Origin of the sequence: Amycolatopsis sp. NPDC050768, assembly GCF_040654155.1 — a bacterium.
Classification (GTDB): domain Bacteria; phylum Actinomycetota; class Actinomycetes; order Mycobacteriales; family Pseudonocardiaceae; genus Amycolatopsis.
Genome location: NZ_JBFAHL010000010.1, coordinates 31818 through 50789, shown reverse-complemented (window position 1 = coordinate 50789; position 18972 = coordinate 31818). Strand labels below are relative to the sequence as shown.

22 protein-coding genes are annotated in these 18972 nt (G+C 72.2%); 3 read left to right on the top strand and 19 right to left on the bottom strand.

Features of this window, described 5'->3' with window-relative positions; genetic code table 11:
- Positions 1-42: 42 nt before the first annotated feature.
- Together AB0H62_RS27820 and AB0H62_RS27815 are read right to left on the bottom strand one after the other, a co-directional pair.
- Complete coding sequence (locus tag AB0H62_RS27820) at positions 43-471, bottom strand: hypothetical protein (RefSeq protein WP_360589123.1); 429 nt, start codon at positions 469-471, stop codon at positions 43-45.
- 3 nt (positions 472-474) lie between these two features.
- Positions 475-597: a hypothetical protein gene (locus AB0H62_RS27815; RefSeq protein ID WP_360589121.1), complete on the bottom strand. Its 123-nt coding sequence runs from the start codon at positions 595-597 to the stop codon at positions 475-477.
- A 92-nt stretch (positions 598-689) separates the two neighbouring features.
- Between AB0H62_RS27815 and AB0H62_RS27810 the strand changes: the two genes are divergently transcribed.
- Positions 690-1769: a GDSL-type esterase/lipase family protein gene (locus tag AB0H62_RS27810; protein WP_360589119.1), complete on the top strand. Its 1080-nt coding sequence runs from the start codon at positions 690-692 to the stop codon at positions 1767-1769.
- Positions 1770-1778: 9 nt separating this feature from the next.
- Here AB0H62_RS27810 and AB0H62_RS27805 read toward each other — a convergent pair whose 3' ends face one another.
- Together AB0H62_RS27805 and AB0H62_RS27800 are read right to left on the bottom strand one after the other, a co-directional pair.
- Positions 1779-2078: a hypothetical protein gene (locus AB0H62_RS27805; protein ID WP_220240755.1), complete on the bottom strand. Its 300-nt coding sequence runs from the start codon at positions 2076-2078 to the stop codon at positions 1779-1781.
- Complete coding sequence (locus AB0H62_RS27800; protein WP_220240756.1) at positions 2065-2292, bottom strand: hypothetical protein; 228 nt, start codon at positions 2290-2292, stop codon at positions 2065-2067. Before AB0H62_RS27800 ends, AB0H62_RS27805 begins: the two co-directional genes overlap by 14 nt.
- A 272-nt stretch (positions 2293-2564) precedes the next feature.
- Here AB0H62_RS27800 and AB0H62_RS27795 point away from each other — a divergent pair, with 272 nt between their 5' ends.
- Positions 2565-3302: a hypothetical protein gene (locus tag AB0H62_RS27795; RefSeq protein ID WP_360589117.1), complete on the top strand. Its 738-nt coding sequence runs from the start codon at positions 2565-2567 to the stop codon at positions 3300-3302.
- 48 nt (positions 3303-3350) lie between these two features.
- On the opposite strand, the gene AB0H62_RS27790 is transcribed toward AB0H62_RS27795, so the two are convergent.
- The 4 genes from AB0H62_RS27790 to AB0H62_RS27775 are packed head-to-tail and all read right to left on the bottom strand — an operon-like array spanning position 3351 to position 6477.
- Positions 3351-3803 (bottom strand): Lrp/AsnC family transcriptional regulator, encoded by a 453-nt coding sequence (locus tag AB0H62_RS27790; protein ID WP_009078207.1) that lies wholly within the window; start codon positions 3801-3803, stop codon positions 3351-3353.
- The gene (locus AB0H62_RS27785) at positions 3800-4942 is read right to left on the bottom strand and encodes a Xaa-Pro peptidase family protein (protein WP_360589114.1); all 1143 of its coding nucleotides are present in this window, start codon (positions 4940-4942) and stop codon (positions 3800-3802) included. Before AB0H62_RS27785 ends, AB0H62_RS27790 begins: the two co-directional genes overlap by 4 nt.
- A gap of 36 nt (positions 4943-4978) precedes the next feature.
- Positions 4979-5590 (bottom strand): CPBP family intramembrane glutamic endopeptidase, encoded by a 612-nt coding sequence (locus AB0H62_RS27780; protein WP_360589113.1) that lies wholly within the window; start codon positions 5588-5590, stop codon positions 4979-4981.
- Positions 5590-6477 (bottom strand): NAD(P)H-binding protein, encoded by an 888-nt coding sequence (locus tag AB0H62_RS27775; RefSeq protein WP_360589111.1) that lies wholly within the window; start codon positions 6475-6477, stop codon positions 5590-5592. The genes AB0H62_RS27780 and AB0H62_RS27775 overlap by 1 nt, the downstream gene beginning before the upstream one ends.
- A gap of 111 nt (positions 6478-6588) precedes the next feature.
- Here AB0H62_RS27775 and AB0H62_RS27770 point away from each other — a divergent pair, with 111 nt between their 5' ends.
- The gene (locus AB0H62_RS27770; protein ID WP_360589109.1) at positions 6589-7539 is read left to right on the top strand and encodes a 5'-3' exonuclease; all 951 of its coding nucleotides are present in this window, start codon (positions 6589-6591) and stop codon (positions 7537-7539) included.
- 7 nt (positions 7540-7546) lie between these two features.
- On the opposite strand, the gene AB0H62_RS27765 is transcribed toward AB0H62_RS27770, so the two are convergent.
- The 11 genes from AB0H62_RS27765 to AB0H62_RS27715 form a co-directional block, all read right to left on the bottom strand.
- Positions 7547-8764: a GNAT family N-acetyltransferase gene (locus AB0H62_RS27765; RefSeq protein ID WP_360589107.1), complete on the bottom strand. Its 1218-nt coding sequence runs from the start codon at positions 8762-8764 to the stop codon at positions 7547-7549.
- A 54-nt stretch (positions 8765-8818) separates the two neighbouring features.
- Complete coding sequence (locus AB0H62_RS27760; protein ID WP_360589105.1) at positions 8819-9220, bottom strand: DUF4333 domain-containing protein; 402 nt, start codon at positions 9218-9220, stop codon at positions 8819-8821.
- A gap of 45 nt (positions 9221-9265) precedes the next feature.
- Complete coding sequence (locus tag AB0H62_RS27755; protein ID WP_360589104.1) at positions 9266-10468, bottom strand: GNAT family N-acetyltransferase; 1203 nt, start codon at positions 10466-10468, stop codon at positions 9266-9268.
- A gap of 80 nt (positions 10469-10548) precedes the next feature.
- Positions 10549-11400, bottom strand: a complete 852-nt coding sequence (locus AB0H62_RS27750; RefSeq protein ID WP_360589103.1) for a DUF4333 domain-containing protein — start codon at positions 11398-11400, stop codon at positions 10549-10551.
- 187 nt (positions 11401-11587) lie between these two features.
- Entirely contained in the window at positions 11588-14353 is a 2766-nt protein-coding gene (locus AB0H62_RS27745) for a DEAD/DEAH box helicase (protein ID WP_220240766.1), read from the bottom strand.
- Positions 14354-14420: 67 nt separating this feature from the next.
- Positions 14421-15368 (bottom strand): YegS/Rv2252/BmrU family lipid kinase, encoded by a 948-nt coding sequence (locus AB0H62_RS27740; protein WP_220240767.1) that lies wholly within the window; start codon positions 15366-15368, stop codon positions 14421-14423.
- Positions 15369-15378: 10 nt separating this feature from the next.
- Positions 15379-16344, bottom strand: coding sequence for a twin-arginine translocase subunit TatC (tatC, locus tag AB0H62_RS27735; protein ID WP_220240768.1), 966 nt, complete (start codon positions 16342-16344; stop codon positions 15379-15381).
- Positions 16345-16433: 89 nt separating this feature from the next.
- Complete coding sequence (gene tatA, locus AB0H62_RS27730) at positions 16434-16730, bottom strand: Sec-independent protein translocase subunit TatA (RefSeq protein WP_220240769.1); 297 nt, start codon at positions 16728-16730, stop codon at positions 16434-16436.
- Between the two features lie 21 nt (positions 16731-16751).
- On the bottom strand, positions 16752-16979 hold the full coding sequence (locus AB0H62_RS27725; RefSeq protein ID WP_220240770.1) for a bacteriophage holin: 228 nt from the start codon (positions 16977-16979) through the stop codon (positions 16752-16754).
- Between the two features lie 10 nt (positions 16980-16989).
- Complete coding sequence (locus AB0H62_RS27720; protein ID WP_220240771.1) at positions 16990-17970, bottom strand: WYL domain-containing protein; 981 nt, start codon at positions 17968-17970, stop codon at positions 16990-16992.
- The gene (locus AB0H62_RS27715) at positions 17967-18959 is read right to left on the bottom strand and encodes a WYL domain-containing protein (RefSeq protein ID WP_360589099.1); all 993 of its coding nucleotides are present in this window, start codon (positions 18957-18959) and stop codon (positions 17967-17969) included. Before AB0H62_RS27715 ends, AB0H62_RS27720 begins: the two co-directional genes overlap by 4 nt.
- Between the last annotated feature and the right edge of the window lie 13 nt (positions 18960-18972).

Sequence of the window (18972 nt, the reverse complement as noted above, 5' to 3'; positions counted from 1 at the left end):
AGGTCGTGGGCGGGGCTGTCGGCGTTGACGTCGCGGGCGAGGTCAACGCACGAGGGCCTGGCGGTCGGCGCCGGCGAGGACCTGTTCGACGAGCTCCGCGCGGGCGTCGGGGGTGCAGTAGATGCCGAGGTCGCGCACCACGTCGGCGGGGTGGACGAGGTTGAGCAGCGCGTAGCGGCCGAGTTCGGTGCGCAGCCGCCCCGGTTCGCGCGCGGCGGGGTCGCTGGGGCCGACGAGCTCGGCGAGGCGGACCGGCACGAGCAGGTCCGCGAGCAGGCCCTGGTCCCCGGCGGGGGCGACGACCAGCAGCAGCGAGTCGGTGCAGCCGGCGCAGTGGTCGGCGATGCGGCGCAGCTGCGGAGTGGCCGTGTTCCACCAGCCAGTCCATTGTGGACATGATGCGGCGGGCGGCGATCGCGTCGGGTTTGAGCAGCAGCAGCCCGTGGGCGCTCGCGAAGCGTCCGACGTCACCGGTCAGGTGCGCAGGTGCTCGAGCGACTCCTGGAAGTAGGTGTCGGCCGCGGACCGGGCGCGCTTGTCCGCGTCGCGGGTCAAGGCCTCGTGCGGCCGCTGTCCGTCCTTCTCGTGCCCGTTCATGGCATCCGCTCCCTTCCGGGTGGTGACCAATGTCCCAGCGCGGGACCGGGGAAAACCCCAGAGCCGGGCGCACTCGCTAGACTCGGGCGGCGATGCGACGATTCCGGTGGTGGTGGGGAGCCCTCGTCCTCGCCTGCGTGGCTGTGCTCGCGGGCTTCTTCGCGTTCTCCGGCCCCGGGCTCAAACCCGGCCAGCCGCTGCCGCGCAAAGGGCCGCCCGGCACAGGCCCGCTGACGGTCGTGGCGATCGGTGACAGCACCGTGTCCGGTGAGGGCGCCGGCGACTACACCCCCGACACCGACGGCCGCAACGGCGACTGGTGCCATCGCTCGGCCAACGCGTTCGTGCAGAAGGTCCGCATTCCGGACGTCACGGCGCGGGTGAACCTGGCGTGTTCGGGCGCGCCGGCGGAGCAGGTGTCGCTGGGCGGCGTGAAGCAGTGGGGTGAGCCGTCACAGGCGCAGCAGCTGGCCGCGGTGGTGAAAAACCACCGAGTGGCCGCCGTGGTGATCGCGATCGGCGCCAATGACGACCCGAAGTTCTCCACGCAGGTGTCCGAGTGCTTCAAGGCGTGGTTCTCGGTGAGCGCGCCGTCGTGCAACGTGGCGCTGCAGAAGACGTGGCAGTCCAAAGTGGACGCGATGGTGCCGAAGGTGGTCAACGCCGTCGGCGATGTGAAGAAGGTGCTGGCCCAGGCGGGTTACGTGCCGGCCGACTACCAGCTCGTGGTGCAGTCCTACGCCACGCCCGTCGCCACGGACGTTCCGCTTGGGTTGCAGAACCTCGACGGCTGCCCGTTTCGCACCGACGACCTGCAGTGGATCTCGACCACGGGCATCACCACGCTCTCGGCGGGCCTGAAGCAGGCCGCCGTGCAGTCCGGCGCGCGGTTCCTGGACCTTTCGCGCGCGGGTGAGCACCACGAGGCGTGCAGCGGCGGGGCGAACCCGGCTTCGGAGTGGTTCACGCGCCTGACGCTGCACCTGAGCGATCTGGGCCAAGCGGACCGGGCGCAGCACGCGCTGCAGGAGTCGTTCCACCCCAACGCCGCGGGGCACGCCGCGATCGCCGACTGCCTCTCGGAGTTCCTCGCCGGGCGTGACGAGCTCGCCGCCTGCCTTTCCGGGCCCGACGGCAAGCTCCACGCCGTGCCCGAGGTCGCCAACCGCTGAGCGGCGGCACTAGAGGTCGAGCGCAGCCCGCAGTGCGACGTCGATCTGTTCCTGCACTTCCTGGTCGATCTCGGCGATGCGCTCGTCGAACCACGGCCGGTACAGCCGGGTCAGGTTGAGCGTGGACACCCAGTACCGCGCGTCGACCGCGACGCCCAGAATGTCCTGCGGGTCACGGTCGAGCAGTTCGGTGCCGAGCAGCCAGGGTCGCTCGGACTCGTTCACCCCGTCCGACGACAGGAGCACCACGGTGCGTTCCCGGGCCGGTTCGGTCGGCGGATGGTACGTCCAGACTTCACCCCTGCGCACGCATGTCCTTTTCCGCCGCGGTCCGTTCCACCTCGTCCGCCTCGGCCGCCGGCGCGATCGGCGCCTGCTGCGGGGTGTAGCCCGTGCGCACCGCCTCCCGCCGGGCCGCCTTGGACAACCAGGACGAGACCGAGATCCCGTGCGCTTTCGCAGCTCGTTCGGCGAACTCGAGCGCACCACTGTCGAGAGAAAGGGTGACCTTACGTGTTGCCATACCTTTTATCGTACCAGCGGTCGGGCTTGGAGGCGCCACAGCGACGTCACCTCCCCGGCACGGGCGGCGTGAAGGGGGTCTTCGGTGGCAGCCGCCTTCGGGTGCCGCGGTGTCGTGTCGATGCGGCCGGCCACGCGTAGACCCGCGGCGCTGACGAGGTCCAGGAGTTCGGCGCGGGTTCGCGGCCCGGGCCGGCTCCGGAAGTCGCCCGATCCGGTGTGGCGGTACTCGCCGGCCGGTGAGCGGGTTCGCGGCCTGCCATGCTGGCGCGGATGACGGACACGGGATACGCGCGGCTGCGGCTGGAGGTGCGGGTCGACGAGGTCGACGGGGTCCGGACGCCGCAGGTGGTGCCACTGGTGGACGGGCGGATCCTCGGGCTCGGCGTGGAAGCGCACGCGGTGCGCGGTGACTACGGCCGGGGAACGGATCCGGATGTGCTGCTCGGGCGGCGCAGCCCGCTGCGTCCACCCGACGTGGGCCTGGAGCTGTTCGACGAACGGCCGCGGGCGCCGCTGTGGCGGGGCTCGCGGGCCGAGGATCCGGTGGCGATCTCCGTGCGGGTCGAGCGGGAGAACGCGGGCTGGGGCGCGCCGCACGACGCGGTGGTGTGGGCAGACTGGCAGGTCCAGCGGTGGGAAGGGCTGACGCCGCCGGAGGCGGCGCGGTTCGATCCCGGGCAGTACTTCGAGGAGCTGATCCGCGCGGACGTCGACCGGTGGTGGGAGGACGTGCCGAGGCGGGTGGCGCGGCGCGTGGTGTCGGTGCTGGACGACCGGCCCGGGGTTCTCGGGCAGTGGGGGTTCGGGTTGCTCGGCGGGCGGGGCTGGATGATCGGGGACGACGGCGAGGTGGAGATCTCCGTCGTCGGCCCCGGGGGCCGGCACTACCTCCAGTTCGGCCGCGATCCCCTGGGCGATCCCGATGCCGAGGCCGGCCGGATTCTCGACCGGCTCGGCGACACGCACCCCGAACGGTTGCCGGCGACGGTGCGCTCGACCGTGGTGTAGCGGCCGGTGGTGGTGCTCTGCCCACGGGGAAAGCACCACCACCGGCAGTCACAACGTCGGCGAACGCCCTTCGAACGGCGTCGACAGCACCACCGTCGTCCGGGTCGACACCTTCGCCGCTTCCCGGATCCGTCGCAGCAGGTCCTCCAGCCCCAGCGGCGAAGCGACGCGCACCAGCAGGATGTACGACTCGTCGCCGGCGACCGAGTAGCAGGACTCGATCTCCGTGATGTGCTGGATGCGCTGTGGGTAGTCGTCGGGGGCGGCCGGGTCGTTGGGGGTCAGCGAGATCAGAGCGGTGAGCGGGAGGCCGATCTGCTCGCCGTCCAGGCGGGCGGTGTAGCCGAGGATCACGCCGCGCTGTTCCAGCCTCCGTACGCGCTGGTGCACAGCCGACACCGACAGCCCCACGCGTTCGGCGAGGTCGGTGAAGCTGCGCCGGCCGTCGGCGGCGAGCTCCTGCACGATGGCCTGGTCGAGCGGCTCGAGGGGGCCGCTCATGCTTCGAGCACGACGAGGTCGTGCGGCCGCGTGTTCACGGCCTCGACGCCGGCCTCGGTGACCACGACGATGTCCTCGATGCGGGCGCCCCAGCGGCCCGGCTGGTAGATGCCCGGCTCGACGCTGAACGCCATGCCCGGCTCCAGCGGCAGCGTGTTGCCCGCGATGATGTAGGGCTCCTCGTGCACGTCGAGGCCGATGCCGTGGCCGGTGCGGTGGATGAAGAACTCGCCGAAGCCGGCGGCGTCGATCACGTCGCGCGCGGCGGCGTCGATGGACTCGGCCGTGGCGCCGGGGCGCACGGCGTCGACCGCGGCCTGCTGGGCCTGCTGCAGCACGGCGTAGGTCGAGGCGACGTCGGCGTCGCGCGGTTCGCCGACTGCGTAGGTGCGGGTGGAGTCGGAGTTGTAGCCCTCGGGCAGCGGGCCGCCGATGTCGACGACGACCACGTCGCCGCGCTCGATCACGCGGTCGGAGACATCGTGGTGGGGGCTGGCGCCGTTGGGGCCGGAGCCGACGATCACGAAGTCGGCCACCGTGTGGCCCTCCTCGACGATGGCGGCGGCGATGTCGGCGCCCACCTCGGCCTCGGTGCGCCCGGCGCGCAGCCACTCGCCCACGCGGGCGTGCACGCGGTCGATGGCGGCACCCGCGGCGCGCAGCGCGGCGATCTCGGCGGCGTCCTTGCGCATCCGCAGCTCGCGCACGACGGGACCGGCCAGGGTCTGCTCGGCGTCGCCGAGGGCGGCGCGCAGGGCGAGCACGTGCAGGGCCGGGGTGAAGTCGCTGACGGCGACGCGGCGGGCCTTGCCGAGCCGGCCGGCCACCAGCCGGTAGGCGTCGTCGCCGTCGACCCAGGTGAGGACCTCGACGCCGAGCTCGGCGGTGGGTACGTCGGCGTAGCCGGGGGCCTCCAGCTTGGGCACGACGAGCGCGGGCACGCCGTCGGCGGGCACCACGAGCGTGGTGAGGCGCTCGAACGAGCCGCCCGCCTGGCCGAGCAGGTAGCGCAGATCGGAGCCGGGGGCGATGAGCAGGGCGTCGGTGTCCGCGGCGGCGGCCGCTTTCGCTGCGCGGTCGAGGCGGGCGCGGAGCGCGGCGGCGTCCGGGGCGGGCGTGTGGAGGGATCGGCGCGACATGCGGCTGAGCCTAGTACCGGCGCGCGAGGGCGCCCGTCACCCGGGCGGGGCCGGAGTTTCGAACAGCGGCGGCAACGCCGTGAGCATCAACGCGGACCAGACCACATGGGTCAGCAGCGGCGCCTGAATGCCGCCCGTGGCACGGCGTTGCAGCCCGAACAGCGTCCCCATCACGATCGACGCCAGCACGAGCGCCGGGTTGCGAGTGGCCACGGTGGACAGTGCGTAGACCGCTGTCGAGGTCACCACCGGCGCGCGCGTCACCGAGCCTTGCATGGCGCCGCGGAAGAAGACTTCCTCGGCGGCGCCGGTGATCAGTGTCGTCGCGTAGACGGCCGGACCCGAGCCGCGGTCGGCGTAGGCGAGCACGCCCGCGATCGCCCGCGACAACGGCGGGATGCGGCGGGCCACCAGTGCACAGCCGTAGAACACGCCGAACGCGCCGGCGGCGACCGTCACCGGTCCCGCGACGGGGTGGCGTGAGGTGCCCCGCGGCGGCGGTCCCGCGGCGAGCCCGCCCGCGACCCAGGTGGCGGCGACGGCACCCGTGCGCCCGTGGAAGCGGGCCGAACCGGGAGGCGTCGAGAGCGACCAGCCGAGCAGTCCGGTGCCGGCCGCGGTGACCAGCCCGAGCAGCGAGCGCCGCATCACGCCGCCCGCACGCGCTCGGCCAGCGCAGCCAGGGCCGCGGAGTCGTAGTCCATGGGTTCGAACGGTACGACGTCGCGGATCGCGGGGTCGCGCACGACCACCTCGTTGGCCATGGAGTCGATGAGCGTGCGGCCGGTGGCCACGTCGACGTCGGTCACCAGCGCGAGCCAGTACGACGACAGCCGCGGCGAGAGCAGCGGCACGGGCACGATCAGCGGGCTGCGGCCCTCGATCCGGGCCAGCCGCCTCAGCATGTCCAGGTAGGCCAGCTGTTCGCTGCCGCCGATCTCGAACGTCCGGCCTTCCGCGGCCTGCGAGTCGAGCACACCCACGAGGTAGCGCACGACGTCGGCGATCGCGATCGGCTGGGCGCGGGTGGCGGCCCAGCGCGGGGTGACCATCGCGGGCAGGTGCTCCACGAGCTGGCGGGTGATCTCCCACGAGATGCCGCCGTGGCCGATCACGATGCCGGCGCGCAGCACGGTCACGGGCACGCCGGTGCCGGCGAGCAGGTACTCGACCTGGCGGCGGCTGCGCAGGTGGGCGGACAGGTCGTCGGAGTCGTCGCCGAGGCCGCCGAGGTAGACGATGCGGCCGGTCCCGGCGGTGCGCGCGGCGAGGGCGAACGCGCGGGCCGCGGCGGCGTCCCGGCGTTCGAAGTCACGAGCGTCGAGGGCGTGCACGAGGTAGTAGGCGGCGTCGGTGCCCCGCAACGCGTTGTCGAGCGAGCGGGAGTCCTCGACGTCACCGTGCACCGCGGTGCCCGCGCCCGTGTATGCGGCCGGGTTGCGGGTCATCGCGAGCACGTCGTGCCCGTCGGCGGCCAGTGCCTCGGCGACGCGGCTCCCGACGAAACCGGACGCCCCGGTGACCAGTACGCGCACTCCCACTCCCCTTTCTCACGGTGTCGATCAGGGGTACCCGGGACGGGGCGGTGGAAACCGGGCGGCGCGTCAGGCGGGGTACTGCGCGGGCAGACGTGGCAGGCTGGGCGCGTGACCGGACCACTCGCCCTCCTCGACTCCGCGAGCCTGTACTTCCGCTCGTACTACGCGCTGCCCGACTCGATGACCGCGCCCGACGGGACGCCGGTCAACGCCGTGCGCGGTTTCACCGACACGCTGGCGCGCATCCTCACCGACCGGCGCCCGTCACGGCTGGTGGCGTGCCTCGACGCGGACTGGCGGCCGAAGTTCCGCACCGACCTGCTGCCCAGCTACAAGGCGCACCGGGTCGCCGTGCCGGGGCACGGCGAGGGCGAGGCCGACGTGGAGGAGGTGCCCGACACGCTCACACCGCAGGTGCCGGTGATCCTCGACGTGCTGGCCGCGTTCGGGTTCGCCACGGCCGAGGCGGCGGGCTACGAGGCCGACGACGTGATCGGCGCGCTGGCCACCCACGAGCAGGACTCGCCCGTCGAGGTCATCACCGGCGACCGCGACCTGTTCCAGCTCGTGCGCGCGACGCCGACGCCGACCTCGGTCGTGTACGTGGGCAAGGGCTGGGCGAAGGCCGAGGTGCTGGGGCAGGCCGAGATCGCCGAGCGCTACGGCGTGCCGGCCGGCCACGCGGGTCCCGCCTACGCCGACATGTCCGCGTTGCGAGGTGACCCGTCCGACGGGCTGCCCGGCGTGGCCGGTATCGGTGAGAAGACCGCGGCGAAGCTCATCACGCAGTTCGGGTCGCTGGAGGAGCTGATCTCGGCCTCGCAGTCGGGGGACTCGCGGCTGCCGCTGAAGACCCGGCTGCGGCTCAAGGACGCGGCCGACTACCTCGCCGTGGCCCCCACCGTGGTGCGGGTCGCCGTCGACGCGCCGGTGGTGCAGTCCGGGCCGGACGCCGTGCCGACGAGCCCCGCGGACCCGGATCGGGTCGCGGAGCTGGCCGAGCGGTGGAACCTGGGCCGCTCGGTCGAACGGCTCCTGGCGGCGCTGCCGAAGGCGTAAGCGCGGCTCAGAAGTACGTGCCGCACCACGGCCGTGTGTCGGTGGCGAACAGGGTGTCGGCACGGCCGAGCGCCGCCGGGTCGACCGCGGTGATCCGGCCGGCTTGCGCGAGCGTCGAGGCGCGCCACTCGCCGAGGTAGAGCATGGCGAGGCTGTCGGCGTCGAGGCGCAGGTCCGCATCGGCGTCGGTGCGTTCGGCGCCGTCGGGGCCGACGCGGTAGCGGCCGCGGTTGGCCGGCAGCAGCCGATCGTCCACTTCGAACACGACGGGTTCGCCCTGCCCGTAGGTGCGAGCGGCGAGCGCGCCGGCGACGTCGACCAGCCGCAGCCACAGGTCGTCTTCCACCTCGGTGGTGCGGGCGCGGCGCGGGTCGGTGAGCAGCACGGAGAGGGGTTCGTCGAGCGGGCGGAAGCGGGAGCTCACGGTGGCGATGAGGTCGATCGAGAGCAGGAACCGCCACAGCGCGGCGATCGCCTCCGGGTTCGTGCCGTGCAGGTCGCGGACCTCCAGCAGCGGGCCGCGTTCGGGTTCGGCGACGGTGGACTGGTCCACGCTCGTGAACATCGCGAACGCGTCGTCCTCACCGTTCGGTCCGGTGTGGACAGCCACGCGATACCCGCCCTCACGGCTGAGGCGGCGGTTGAGCGCGACGGGCCACCAGACGTCGGGGCGCGCGATCATGCCCGGCCGGTGGAGCCCGATCTGTTGGTACAGCGCGGGAAGCTGCGCGCGGGCCTCGTCGGTGTCGAGCAGCCGGACGGCGCCGCCGGCTTCGGCGCCCTCACGCAGCCGCGCGGGGTGGTCGACGCGGACGGTGGCGCCGAAGGTGGCGATGCCGTAGCCGAAGCGGCCGTAGATCACGGCTTCGCTGGCGTGCAGGCACGCCAGCGTGGTGCCGCGTTCGGCGAGGTCGTTCAGCTGCGCGCTCATCAACGCGGTGACGACGCCGCGGCGCGTCCAGTCGGCGCGCACGCCGACACCGTCGACCGCCGTCGCGGGCAGGAGCGCGCCGCCGGGGACGGCGATCGTGGTGGCGAAACCGCTGGTGATCCCGATCGGACGGTCGTCGGCGAACGCGGCGAACTTGCCGGGCGCGGCCCAGGAATCGCCGATCTGCGCCCACGTCTCGTCCGAGACCAGGGGGCTGTGCAGTGCTTGCCCGAGCAGGTCGAAGGTGGGCCGGCGCTCGTCGTCGGTGATCGGGCGTACCACGAAGTCGGTCATGCCGCGATCCAACCAAGCCCGCGGCGCGGGTGCCACGCGTTTTCCTTCGGCCGGCTACTTCGGGGCGTCGACGCGGTAGTCGCCCGCGGTGCCGGTGACCGTGATGGGCACGTGTTTCTCCTCGCCCGCGATGTCCACCACGCACTGGAACGTGGAGCCGTCGGTCACGGCCTGGCGGTCGGGGCAGCTGACCTCGCCGACACCGTCGAGCTGGTAGGTGTCGGCGAGGATCTTGGCGACGGCGGCGTCCATGGCTTTCGCGTCGAACACGCGCCCGGGCCCGGTGGCCGACGCCGGCGTCGCGCCCGAACTTCCCGCCGACGTCTCTGAAGGCGTGGTTGCGGACGGCGTGACCGTGACGGTCTTGACGGGCGCCGCCGGGTCGGCTTTGGTCGTACAGCCGGTGGCGAGCAGCATTCCGAGGCCGCACAGACCCAGCACCAGCACGGCGCGCATTCCCGCTCCTGTCCCCGATGCCCGGTTCAGGGCCCTTGGTCAAGGTCAGAAGAAAGTACCGCACCACGACGCGCGGCGCGTGCCGAACAAGGTGTCCACGTGCGACACCGCGGTGTCGTCGAGGACTTCGATACGGCCGGTGTCGGCCAGGGCCGAGGCGCGCCACGCTCCGAAGTAGAGCATCGCGAGCGAAGTGACGTCGAGGCGCAGGGCCGGGGCGGCGTCGGTGCGTTCGGCGCCGTCGGGGCTGATGCGGTAGCGGCCGTCGTTGGCGGGCAGCAGCGGGTCGGCCACTTCGAGGACGACCGGTTCGGCCTCGCCGTAGGTGCGGGCGGCGAGTACGGCGGGCGCGTCGATCACGCGCAGCCACGTTTCGTCTTCGACGGCCTTGACCTTGACCGCGCGCGGGTCGGTGAAGAGCAGTTCGACGGGTTCGTCGACGGGGCGGGCGATCACGGAGATGTCGTCGACGAGGTCCACCGACAGCAGGAACCGCCACAGGCCGGCGAACGCGGCGGGGTTGGTGTAGTGGAACTCGAAGACCGTGAGTTTCTGCCGGTCACCGTCGCCGCGTTCGACGTGGTAGACGAGGTAGCCGTCGACGCCGTCCGGGCCGCGGTGCACCGCGGTCTCGACGGGGCTGTCCGAGCGGCGGGCCTGGTTCTCGTTCATGGGCCAGTAGTGCGCGGGCCGCGTGATCATGCCGGGCCGGGCGGTGCCGGTGGCGGCGTAGAGGTCGGGCCAGTGCAGCAGGGCCTGCTCGAGGCCGAACACGCTGACCTCGCCGCCGGCCGGCGCTTCCGGGCGCAGCCGCGCGTGGCGGCGGTCGACGACGAGGTTGCGGCTGAGGGTGGCGACGCCGTAGCCGTACCGGCCGTAGATCGCGCCTTCGGTGGCATGCAGGGACGCCAGCACCACGTCGCGTTCGGCGAAGTCCTGCAGCTGCGCGGCTTGCAGGGCGCTGAGCACGCCGCGGCGGGTGCGGCCGGCGCGCACGCCGACGCCGGTCACGGCCGCGAGCGGCACGCGCGCGCCGCCGGGGAGGACGACCTCGTGGTCGGCGGCGCGCACGGTGCCGATCAGCTCCGGGTCGAACGCGGCGAACACGCGCGACTCCTGCAGAGCTTCGCCGATCCGCTCCCACTCCTCGTCGCTGCCGGCCTTGACGTGCAGCGCCGCCCGGAACAGGTTCCAGGCCGCGCGCTGCTCGTCGGCGGAGGACAGGAGTCGTACGGTGTGGTCGCTCATGCCGCGATCATCCTGTGGCCCGCAGGGTGCGGGCCACCGAATTACCCGGCTTCACTTTTCAGGGTGGATTACTGCGGTGATCATTGGGCGGCGGGCGGCGAAACCTCGTAGTTGCCGTCGCTGCCCTTGACAGTGATCGGCACCTGCTGCGGCTTGCCGTTGATGGTCGCGGTGCAGTCGAACTTGGCACCGTCCTCGACCTTCTGCTCGGCCGGGCAGGTGACGCCGGTGACGCCTTCGATCTTGTAGGTGTCGGTGAGCAGCTTCGCGACGTCGGTCTGCATCTGGGTGTTGTTGAAGACCTCGGTCTTGAAGAAGCCGGGGGCGACGAACCCGAGGATCGCGACCACGGCCACCACGACGATGAGCGCCCCGATGCCGATGAACAGGCCGCGCTTCGACTTCGGTTCGTCACCGGCGTCGCCGACGGTCTGTGTGAGAGCGGTCGCCTGGCCGTAGTCGTACTGGTTGCCCGCGGGCTGGCCATAGGGCTGCTGAGCCTGCGGGCCGGTCTGCGGCTGGCCGTACAGCGGCTGCTGCTGCGGGCCGCTCTGCGGGTACCCGCCGCCGGGCTGCTGCCCGTACTGCTGGGGCGGCTGCTGCCGGTTCGGGTCGTAAGGCTGGCCGTACTGCTGCGGGGGCGGCTGCTGGCCCCACTGCGGTTGCTGGGGCGACTGCGGGGGCTGCTGCTGCGGGTAGCCGCCGGGCTGCTGGCCGTACTGGGGCTGCTGCTGCGGCTGGACCCACTGCGTCGGCTGCGAGTCGTAGGGCTGCTGGGGCTGCTGGCCGTACTGCTGCGGGTTGTAGGGCTGCTGTTGCTGCTCCTGCGGCCCGCTCGGCGGGTAGGCGCCGCCCGGCTGTTGCCCGTATTGCGGCTGCTGCCCGTACTGGGGCTGCTGCTGCGGGTCGTTGCCGCCATACGGCGTGCTCATCGTTCGCCTCCGCCTTGATTGCCTGCGGCAGTGACCTCCTCGGGAGGGGTCGCTGCCCACGGTGTCGAGCGCGATCCAACCACAGGTCGGGGCCGAGCACACGCGCCCACGCGCACCCTGTCCGAGCGGTGACCTCGACCTGCCCGCGAACGCCCTGCGGCCGAGGCGCGCGCTTCAGGCAAAACAGTCACGCCGCGCCGGCCGCGACGACGCCGCGGCGCAGGGCGCGCACGGCTTCCGCGGCGGCGGCGCCGACCGGGTCGGCTTTGCCGAGGACGTCGCGGATCTGGTCGAGCAGGTCGATCACCTGGCGTGACCAGCGGACGAAGTCGCCGGCGGACAGTTCCTGGCCGTTGGTCTCGGCGGCGGTGAGGACCTTCTCGAGCGATTCGCCGCGGGCCCACCGGTAGACCGGCCACGCGAAGCCGGCGTCGGGTTCGCGGGTGCGGTCGAGGTGGTGGCGGCGTTCGTCCTCGGTGAGGTCGACCCACAGCTTGGTGGTCTCTTCCCAGGCCTTGGGCACGGAGCCACCGGGCAGGCGCGGCTCCCCCGCCGTGTCGCGGCGGGCCTCGAACACGAGCGTGGACACGACGGCGGCGAGCTCGGCCGCGCCGAGGCCTTCCCACACGCCGTGGCGGATGCACTCGGCGGCCAGCAGGTCGGACTCGCTGTAGAGACGGGCGAGGCGGTGGCCGTGTTCGGTGACGCGGTCTTCGCCGGTGCCGGGGCCGAGGTAGCCGCGTTCGCCGAGCAGCGCGAGGATCCGGTCGAACGCGCGGGCCAGCGAGTGGGTGGTGGCGGCGACCTTGCGTTCGAGCTGCTCGGTTTCGGCCTGCAGGCGCTGGTAGCGCTCGACCCAGCGCAGGTTGGCCTCACGTTCGGCCAGACCGTGGCAGGGGTGGGCGCGCAGGGCGCGCTGCAGGGTGTTGAGCTCCGCGTCGTCGCCCTGGCTCGTGCGTCGCCGCTGGCGCCCGGGCAGGGAGATGCCGGAGTCACGCAGGGCCGAGGCGATGTCACGGCGGGTCTTGGGTGAGCGCAGCTCGATGTGCTTGGGCAGGCGGATGTGGCCGAGCGGCTCGACCGGGGACGGGAAGTCGGCGACCGACAGTGGGCCGGACCAGCGGTCCTCGGTGACGACCACGGGCCGCGGCTCGCGGATCGGATCCAGGCCCGGGTCGACGACCACGGCCAGACCGGCGCGGCGCCCGGCGGGCACGGCGATGACGTCGCCCTTGCGCAGCTTCTCCAGCGATTCCGCGGTGCCGGCGCGGCGGGTGGCGGTGTTCTGCCGGGAGAGGGTCTTCTCGCGGGCGGAGATCTTGGCGCGCAGCTCGACGTATTCGAGCATCTCGTCGAACTCGCCGGTGACCGCGCGGGCGTAGCCGACGAGGGCTTCCTTGTTGCGGTCGATGCGCCGGGAGGTGCCGACCACGGACCGGTCGGCCTGGAACTGGGCGAACGACTGTTCCAGCAGCTCGCGTGCGGAGTCGGCGCCGACCTGGGCGACGAGGTTCACGGCCATGTTGTAGCCGGGCCGGAACGACGAGCGCAGCGGATACGTACGGGTGGAGGCGAGGCCGGCGACCTGCTTCGGGTCGACGCCGGGCTGCCACGCGACGACGGCGTGGCCTTCGACGTCGATGCCGCGGCGCCCGGCGCGGCCGGTCAGCTGCGTGTACTCGCCCGGGGTGAGGTCGACGTGGGCTTCGCCGTTGTACTTGACCAGGCGTTCGAGCACCACGGTGCGGGCGGGCATGTTGATGCCCAGCGCGAGGGTCTCGGTGGCGAACACGGCCTTGACCAGGCCGCGCAGGAACAGTTCCTCGACGGTCTCCTTGAACGCGGGCAGCAGGCCCGCGTGGTGGCCGGCGAAGCCGCGTTCCAGCGCTTCGCGCCACTCCCAGAAACCGAGGACGCTCAGGTCGCCCTCGGGCAGGTCGGCGGTGCGCTCGGCGACGATGCGGCGGATTTCCTCGACCTGCTCGGGCCCGTTGAGCCGCAGCCCGGAGCGCACGCACTGCGCGACGGCGGCGTCGCAGCCGGCGCGGGAGAAGATGAACACGATCGCGGGCAGCAGCCCGGCCGTGTCGAGGCGCTCCACGACGTCGACGCGCGAAGGCGGGCGGAACCGTTGCGGGCGGGGCGCGCCGCGGCGGCCACCGCGGTTGCCGCGCATCGAGGCGGGGGCGAAGCGGCCGAGCTCTTCGGCGCGGCGCAGCAGGCCGGGGTTGATGCTCAGCTCGGCGTTCGGGTCGCCTTCGTCCTGGCCGGCGAACAGGTCCATCAGGCGGTTGCCGATGAGCATGTGCTGCCACAGCGGCACGGGCCGGTGCTCGTCGACGACGACGGTGGTGTCGCCGCGGACCTCGACGAGCCATTCGCCGAACTCCTCGGCGTTGCTCACGGTGGCCGAGAGCCCGACGACGCGGACGTGTTCGGGCAGGTGGAGGATCACTTCCTCCCACACGGCGCCGCGGAAGCGGTCGGCGAGGTAGTGGACCTCGTCCATCACGACGTAGCCGAGCTCGGGGATCGCGGAGCTGCCGGCGTAGAGCATGTTGCGCAGCACCTCGGTGGTCATCACGACCACCTGTGCGTTGCCGTTGATGGAGGTGTCGCCGGTGAGCAGGCCGACGGCGTCGTTGCCGTAGCGGGCGACGAGGTCGGCGTACTTCTGGTTGGACAGCGCCTTGATGGGCGTGGTGTAGAAGCATTTGCGGCCTTCGGCGAGCGCCAGGTGCACGGCGAACTCGCCGACCACGGTCTTGCCGGCGCCGGTGGGCGCGCACACGAGCACGCCGTGGCCGTCTTCGAGAGCCTCGCAGCCGCGGACCTGGAAGTCGTCGAACTCGAACGACACCTCGCCGGCGAAACGCGTCAGCTGGGGGTACTTGGCGCGGCGGCGTGAGACCGCATAGGCCTCGGCCGGGGAAGGTGAAGGGCTAGTGGCCACCCCGTCAGGGTTCCACACGGCACCGACAGTCCGCACGCGGAGTGCCGACCGGTGTGTGGCCGTGCGGTTACGGGGCGACGACGGTGAGCGCGCCGGGCACGCAGGTGGCGGTGACGGGGGTGGTGCCCTGGGATTCACCGTCGGCGTAGGCGGGCCAGCCGGGGCCGGTTCCGGTGTTGCTGCCGGTTTCGATGCTCAGTGTCCGGGTGCGCAGGGTGCGGACGGCGGGGTGGTCGAGGTGGGCGCCGGTGCGCAGGCCGGGCAACAGGCGCAGCAGCTGCAGGCGGCCGGCGGCGCCGATCACGGTGACGTCGAAAAGCCCGTCGTCCGGCGTGGCCTGGGGGCAGATGGGGACGCCGCCGCCGTAGTAGGGGGTGTTGCCGACGGCGACCAGGGTGGCGTCGAGCTCGAGGGTGCCTTCGTCGGTGTGGAGGGTGACGGGGCTGGGGCGGAAGGCGGCGAGCTCGGCGAGGATGGCGACGTCGTAGCGGCGGGGTCCGGAAGGCCAGCGGAGGCTGTTGGCGCGGGCGTTGACGGCGGCGTCGAAGCCGGAGCACAGGACGGTGGCGAACCAGGCGCCGTGCTCCCCGTCGCCGCCGCCTTCCGCACTGCCTTCCGCGCCGCCGAGGCGGCCGAGGTCGAGGGTGCGGCGGGTGCCGGCGCGCAGGGCTTCGGCGAGCTTGCCGGCAGCCGTGAGGGCGTCGGGTGGGGTACCGAGGGCGCGGGCGAAGTCGTTGCCGGTGCCTGACGGCACGAGGCCGAGGGCGACGTCGTGGTCGGCGCAGAACTGCACGCCTTGATGTGCGGCGCCGTCACCGCCGAGGACGATGAGCACGTCGAGGCCTTCGGCGTGCGCGGATCGCATGAGGGCTCGTGATTCCTCGACGCTGGTGGCGGTGAGGACGTCGAGCCGTTCGACGGCGGGGCGCAGCCGGGCGGCCACGGCGTCCGCGATCCGGGCCGCGGCGCCGTGGCCGGAGGCCGGGTGGACGGCGAGTGCCGCGGTGAGCCCCATGCGGTGGTGGTTACGTGATGTCGTCGGTCGACTGGCTGCGCGGCGAGGTTACGGGCTCGTCTTCCTCGACGGTGCTCGGCGTGTAGTCGAACGGCGCGGCTTCGTCGTCGTCGAGCTTGTCCCAGCCCTCGTCTTCGCGGATCTTGTCGCGCTTGCGGTCGTTGAAACGCGTGATCTGGATGGCGATCTCGAACAGCACGGTGAGCGCGGCGGCGAGACCGAGCATGGAGAACGGGTCGGAGCCCGGCGTCGCGAACGCGGCGAACACGAACAGCGCGAACAGGATGCCGCGGCGCCAGCGCTTAAGCTGCTGGTACTTGACGACGCCGACGAGGTTGAGCATCACCACGATGAGCGGGAGCTCGAAGCTGACGCCGAAGATGATCAGCAGCGACAGGATGAACGAGATGTACTTGTCGGCCGTCAGCGCGGTGACGAACTGGTCCTGGCCGAAGCCGGCGAGCAAGGCCAGCGCGTGCGGCACGAGGAAGTAGGCCAGCACGGCACCGGCGGCGAACAGCAACGATGCGAAGCCTACGAAGGTGAGCGCGTACTTGCGCTCCTTCGAGTACAGCCCGGGGGCGATGAAGGCCCAGAACTGGTACAACCAGAACGGCGAGAGGAGCACAGCGCCCGCGGCGACGCCGACCTTCAGGCGGACCATGAAGATCTCGAACGGCTGTGTGGCCAGCAGCCGGCAGCCGGTCTGGTCACCACCCAGCCGCTGCGAGGCCGGGATGGCGCAGTACGGCCCGTTCATGATCTGGCCGAGCGACGGGATCGGGCCGAGGTGCTGTTCGAACCAGATCCAGCCGAAGATGCCGCCGATGACGATGAACAGCAGGGCGAACCCGAGCCGGCGCCGGAACTCATAGACGTGCTCGATGAGTGTCATCGTGCCGTCGGGGTTTCTCCGGCGGCTGCGCCTGCGCCGATTGCTGGGGCGCGCGCCTGTGCCGTTGGCGGCTTCCGCCACTGGTCGTTCCGTTCTCGTCGTAGCCCGCCGGAGCGCGCTGGGTGTTCAGCGCGCTCCGCGGACCGGGGACCGGGTGGGGTGGTCGGGCCTCAGCTGGCGTTCTTTTGCGGCTGCTCGGCCGCCTGCTGCTTCTTCAGCTCGTCGAGCTGGCGCTGGAGGTCGGCGACCTGCTGGTCCTGGGCCGGGGCGGTAGCCTGCGGGAGCTGGCGGGTCTCGACCTGCTCGGCCTCGTCCTTCTGCTCGCCCGTGAGGTCCTTGGTCTCGGCCTTGAAGATCTTCATGGACTTGCCGATGGAGCGGGCGGCGTCCGGAAGCCTCTTGGCCCCGAACAGCAGAACCACGACGAGCACCAGAATGATGATGTGCCACGGCTGCAGCGCGTTCATGGCGGTGGCCTCCTTGTTTCTTTAGTCGTTGCCGATGTTACTGGTTTCCGGTGCGTCGCGGCGCTGAGCCACGGCCACGCGAAGTGCTGCGGACCGGGCGCGGAGGAGTCCGGTCCGGTCCTGGGTGTTCGTAGCCACCATGCTCAGGGTGCGGCGGAACTGGCGCAAGACTCTGATCGTCCGTACTGCCAGGACAATCAGGACGAGCACGCCCGCCGCGAGCACTACGTAAGTGGGCCAGTACGACACGTGGGTTACCTTAACGGCCGTAGGTTGACGGTAGGTGACGGGATCGGGCCACCGCGTCGGCCGCTCGTCGTCGAACCGCGTCAGCCAGTGTGACCGGGCTCTCCACCTGCGCGTCTCCGGCGAGTCCGAGGACCAAACGGACCATCCAGGACTCGTCCGCATAGCGCATCCGGATGCGCAGCCGCCCACCGTCGAGTTCGGCGAGTTCTTCACACGGGTAGTACTCCGCGACCCAGCGCGCGTCGGGGTCGAGCACGAGCTCGGCCTCGCACTGGTCGGGCCGGGCGGAGAACACGCCGTCGGACAGGTCGGTTGGGCGCGCGTGGGCCGGGGGCGCGGCGGGTTCGTCGAGCACGGTCAGCTCGTCGATGCGGTCGAGCCGGAACAGCCGGACGTCCTCGACGCGGCGGCACCAGGCTTCGAGGTAGCCGACGGCCTGCACGATGAGCAGCCGCATCGGGTCCACGGTGCGTTCGGTGATCTGGTCCTTGGACGCGGTGTAGTAGCGCATCCGCAGGGCGCGCCCGGCCTGCAGCGCGGCCGCGACCTCCTCGCGGGTCTTCGCGGCGCGTTTGCCCTCGCGCACGCCGCCGCCGACCACGACACCGGCCGGCTGGGCCTGGCCCGCGGCGTCCTCGATCTTGGCGATCGAGCGGCGCACGGCGTCGCCGTCGACCACGCCGGGGGTGTCGGCGAGCGCGCGCAGGGCCACGAGGAGGGCGGTGGCCTCGCCGCCGGTGAGGCGCAGGGGGCGGCTCATGCCGGCGTCGTGGGTGACGACGATGGTGTCGCCTTCGAAGGACAGGTCGATCAGGTCGCCCGGGCCGTAGCCGGGCAGGCCGCACATCCACAGCAGTTCGAGGTCCTTGCGCAGCTGGCGCGGCGTGACGTCGAAGTCGTGGGCGGCCTCGTCGACGCGCACGCCGGGGCGCGCGAGCAGGTAGGGCACGAGCGCGAGCAGGCGCGGCATGCGTTCGGTGGAGCCGCTCATCGGCCGCTCCCCTGCTCGGCACGGGCGAGGACGGCTTCGAGGCGGTGCTGCACGGATTTGGCGAGCACGTCAGGTTCGAGCACGAGCACGTCGGGTCCCTGAGCGGCGATCCAGTCGGCGGCCGACTCGGGGAAGAACAGGCCGATCTCGATGAGGTCGCCCTCTTCGCCGTCGATCGTGTCGCGGCCGACGACCTCGGCGCGGCGGCGCACGCCGGCGGCCCGCCCGTCCGCGACCCAGAGGCGGGCGGTGGTGACAGGGCTGGATTCCTCGCCGCCGCCGGTGACGGACACGAGCTGCAGCAGGTTCACACCCTCGGGCCGAGTCACTGCCCCCGGCTCGCCGATCGGGGTCACTTTGCCGGTGACGCGGGAAAGCCGGAAGCAGCGGGTCGCGCCGCGGTCGCGGTCGTGCCCGACGACATACCAGCGGGCGCGCCAGGACACGACTCCCCACGGTTCGAGCTCACGCATGCGGCGTTCCGGGGAGCCGACGCGGCGGTACTCGAAGCGCACGGCCTGGCCGCTCTGCACGGCGGCGAGCAGCGGCCCGAACGCCGGCTCGGCGCGCACGCGGGGTTCGATCACGGTGGGTGCCTGGTCGTCGACCTCGACGCCGGCGGCGCGCAGCTTCACGAGCGCGCCCTGGGCCTGCCCGGTCAGCTCGGGCGAGTCCCACAGGCGCACGGCGAGGCCGACGGCGGCCGCTTCGTCGGGGGCCAGATCGATCTCGCCGAGCTCGTAGTCGCGGCGGGCGATGCGGTAGCCCTCGACGGGGTCGAAGGCGGAGTTGCGGCCGGTCTCCAGCGGGATGCCGAGCTCCCGCAGCTCCGTTTTGTCGCGTTCGAACGTGCGGAAGAAGGCCTCGTCGCTGGCCGCGTCGGCGTACCCGGGCACGATTCCGCGAATCCGCTCGGCGGTGAGGTACTGCCGGGTGGACAGCAGGGCGAGCACGAGGTTGACCAGCCGTTCGGCGCGTGCGGTGGACACCCCTACAACCCTA